Origin of the sequence: Lyngbya sp. CCY1209 (assembly GCF_035615495.1) — a bacterium.
In the GTDB taxonomy this organism is placed as follows: Bacteria; Cyanobacteriota; Cyanobacteriia; order Cyanobacteriales; family Microcoleaceae; genus Limnospira.
Map to the genome: position 1 here is coordinate 1 of NZ_JAJENU010000656.1, position 3,238 is coordinate 3,238.

General features: G+C 54.0%; 1 protein-coding gene. It reads left to right on the forward strand.

Features of this window, described 5'->3' with window-relative positions; genetic code table 11:
- The first annotated feature begins 209 nt into the window (after positions 1–209).
- Positions 210–3,119 carry a CHAT domain-containing tetratricopeptide repeat protein gene (locus tag LKE08_RS27050; RefSeq protein ID WP_324707404.1) on the forward strand — a complete coding sequence of 970 codons (2,910 nt, stop codon included), beginning with the start codon at positions 210–212 and terminating at the stop codon, positions 3,117–3,119.
- Positions 3,120–3,238: the final 119 nt, after the last annotated feature.

A 3,238-nucleotide genomic window follows, 5' to 3' on the forward strand; every position in this document is an offset into this window, starting at 1 on the left:
TTTTCCCCCGAGATCTCAATAGAAACCCGGTTTCTAGACCCGAGTTTCTAAACGCGATCGCTCCCAACAAAGAAACCGGGTTTCTAGAAGCATCTTGGGTTTCCCACAGACATCTCAATAGAAACCCGGTTTCTAGACCCGAGTTTCTAGGCATCTCCGTTTCTGGTGGGCTAAAATAGGCGGTATCCTCCCCGAATCGGTGCCGCCCTATGGATGAACAACGCCTGCAAGACTATCTCAACCTGATTCAAGAACTCCTCTCCTGTCCCAGTGGGTCCGAAGCCGCCATATTGAGCCGCCGCCCCGAACTCCTGGATCGGGGGTTGGTGGAGGTGATGAGGGCAGAAGCAGAAATGAGGGCGGCACGGGGGGAGAGGAATGCGGGCTGGCTGCGGGATTTTGCCGGGAAAATAGAGGCGGTGAATTATTCCCTGCCCGGACTGCAAAAACAAGCGGAAGCAGATCGCCTATGGAATCAGGCAGCCCAACACTATCGACACAGTGAATTTCCCCAAGCCTTCCAATGTTTGCAACAGTGCCTCCAACTGTATCAAGAAATTGGGGATGGGCGCGGCATCGCAAAATCTTGGGGAGGGTTGGGATATATCGAGCTAAATCGGGGCAATTGGGATGAAGCGGAGCGTCTGTATCGGCAATGCTTGGAAATTGAAACCGAATTGGGCGATCGCTCCGGCATGGCTAAATGTTGGGGACTGTTGGGAGATATCGAGCGAAATCGGGGCAACTGGGATGAGGCAGAGCGTCTGTTTCGGCAATACTTGGAAATTGAAACCGAATTGGGCGATCGCTCCGGCATGGCTACCTCTTGGGGACTGTTGGGAGATATCGAGCGAAAACGGGGCAACTGGGATGAAGCCGAGCGGCTGTATCGGCAATCTTTGCAATTGAGTACCGAATTGGGCGATCGCTCCCATATGGCTTACTGTTGGGGATGGTTGGGATATATCCAGCGAAAACGTGGCAATTGGGATGAGATGGAGCGCCGGTATCAGCAATCTTTGCAATTGAGTACCGAATTGGGCGATCGCTCCGGCATGGTATCCTCTTGGACACATTTGGGCATTCTCTATCAGCACTTGTACCAAATTCCCGAAGCCCTCGCCGCCTGGAGATCAGGTTTAGAGCTCTGTCCCCCAGCCAAATTCCCCGTCGAAGCCTTGGATCTCGGTCGCAGATTAGGCAATATCGCCTTTGACATCCGAGACTGGGAAACCGCCATCTATGGCTATGAAGTCGCCACCGAAGCCGTTGAAACCCTTTGCAGCTTCACCAACTCCTACCTGGAAAAACAAAACCGCCGGGAAGCCGTAGTAGAAATCTATGAGAAACTGGTACAAGCCTGCATCAATGCCAAAGACATCGGCAAAGCCCTCGCCAGCGTCGAACGCAGCAAGTCCCGCAACCTGATCGAACTCCTCAGCAACCGGGAACTCTCCCCCAGCGGCGACGTCCCCCCGGAATTGCGGCAAGAACTCGATCGCCTGCGCCGGGAAGTCACCGCCAAACAGCGGTTACTCGAAAGCCTCGACACCGCCACCGACACGGATGTTGGGGGCGAACCGGGGTTGGGGCAACGCGGCGCGGGTTCTTCGAGTTACAAGCCTGAAGCCGTCGCCGCCCTCCGCCAAAACTACGAACAGGCGCAACAAGCCTTAACCGAACTCCTCGATACCCTGAAAACCTACGACCCCAATTTCACCCTCACCCAGCGGGTGGAACCGATCCAATTCTCGCAAATTCGGGAGTTATTGGATGAGGAGACGGTGTTAATAGAATGGTATCTGACTCGGGAGCGAATTTATACGTTTATTGTACTCGGAGGAGATCCCCCCCAACCCCCCCTTGAGAAGGGGGGGCTAAGAGATTCAGAACTTCTTTTAGGTGGTGGAGATCCCCCCCAACCCCCCCTTGATAAGGGGGGGCTAAGAGATTCAGAACCCCCCTTTTTAAGGGGGGCAGGGGGGATCTCCGTGCACACCTCCACCCCGGAACAATACCAACAATTACAGGAATTGCGCCAAACCTATTTACAGTCCTATGCCGAAGACTTCTCCGACTGGGACAACCACCTCGATCGCTTCCTGCCCCTTCTCCGGGATATCCTCCAGTTACCCCAACTTCTCGCCCCCCTCCCCCGCAACCTTCACCGCCTGATATTAGTCCCCTATCGGGATTTACATTTATTTCCCCTCCACGCCATCCCCCTCGGCGATGGCGACGAACCGGAATATTTAGCGGATCGATTTTCCCAAGGCGTCAGCTACGCCCCCAGTTGTCAATTTTTGCAAGTCTCCCGCCGCAACCGCAAACCCACCCCCAAAAAACGCCTCTTCGCCATCCAAAACCCCACCGAAGATTTAACCTATGCGGACTTGGAAGTTGAGGCAATTTTAGACAACTTCTCCGCCACATCCAGCCATCTCGCCCGCCAGCAAGCCCAGAAAACCGCCCTCAACCAAGATCCCCACCGCCAAGACTTTCGGGCGGCGGAATATCTCCACTTCGCCGGACACGGTGCCTTTAATTTCATCACTCCCCTGCTATCTCCCCTGGTGTTGGCGGGGGCAAAAATCCGCGTCAGCGACACCGAACCCACCCCAGACACCGCCAAAACGCGATATCTGCCCTGGCGAAAAGGAACGGCGATCGACCTGACCAAATGTTACACCTTGGGGGAATTATTTGAACTGTCTTTACCCGCCTGCCGCCTGGTGATTCTCTCCGCTTGCGAAACGGGGTTAACGGACTTTTCCTCCCAGTTAGAAGAATACATCAGTTTGGGTTTGGGGTTCCTGTACGCGGGGGCGGCGAACGTGGTTTGCAGCCTGTGGGCGGTGAACGATGTCTCAACCGCAATTTTGATGGTAAAATTCTATGAGGAAATAGAGAATCAACCCTCAGTTTCCCAGGCATTAAAAGCGGCGCAGAAGTGGATGAGGGAGGTGACAAAGCAACAGTTGATCGACTGGTTAGAGAACAGCGATTCCCAAGCCAAACAAAACCTGAGTAACAACCTAAATTTAGGTTTAGATGCCCCCCAATCCCGCCCCTACGAACACCCCATCCACTGGGCGGCATTTTGTGCGATCGGTTTTTAATGTGGAGGAAGAAACCGCGATCGCTCCCAAGGGAAGAAACCGGGTTTCTAGAAGCATCTTTGATTTTCCCCCGAGATCTCAATAGAAACCCGGTTTCTAGACCCGAGTTTCTAAACGCG

What these genes read in the sequence shown, in the direction of transcription:
- LKE08_RS27050 (WP_324707404.1), top strand. Translation starts at nt 210, where the DNA reads ATGGATGAACAACGCCTGCAAGACTATCTCAACCTGATTCAAGAACTC.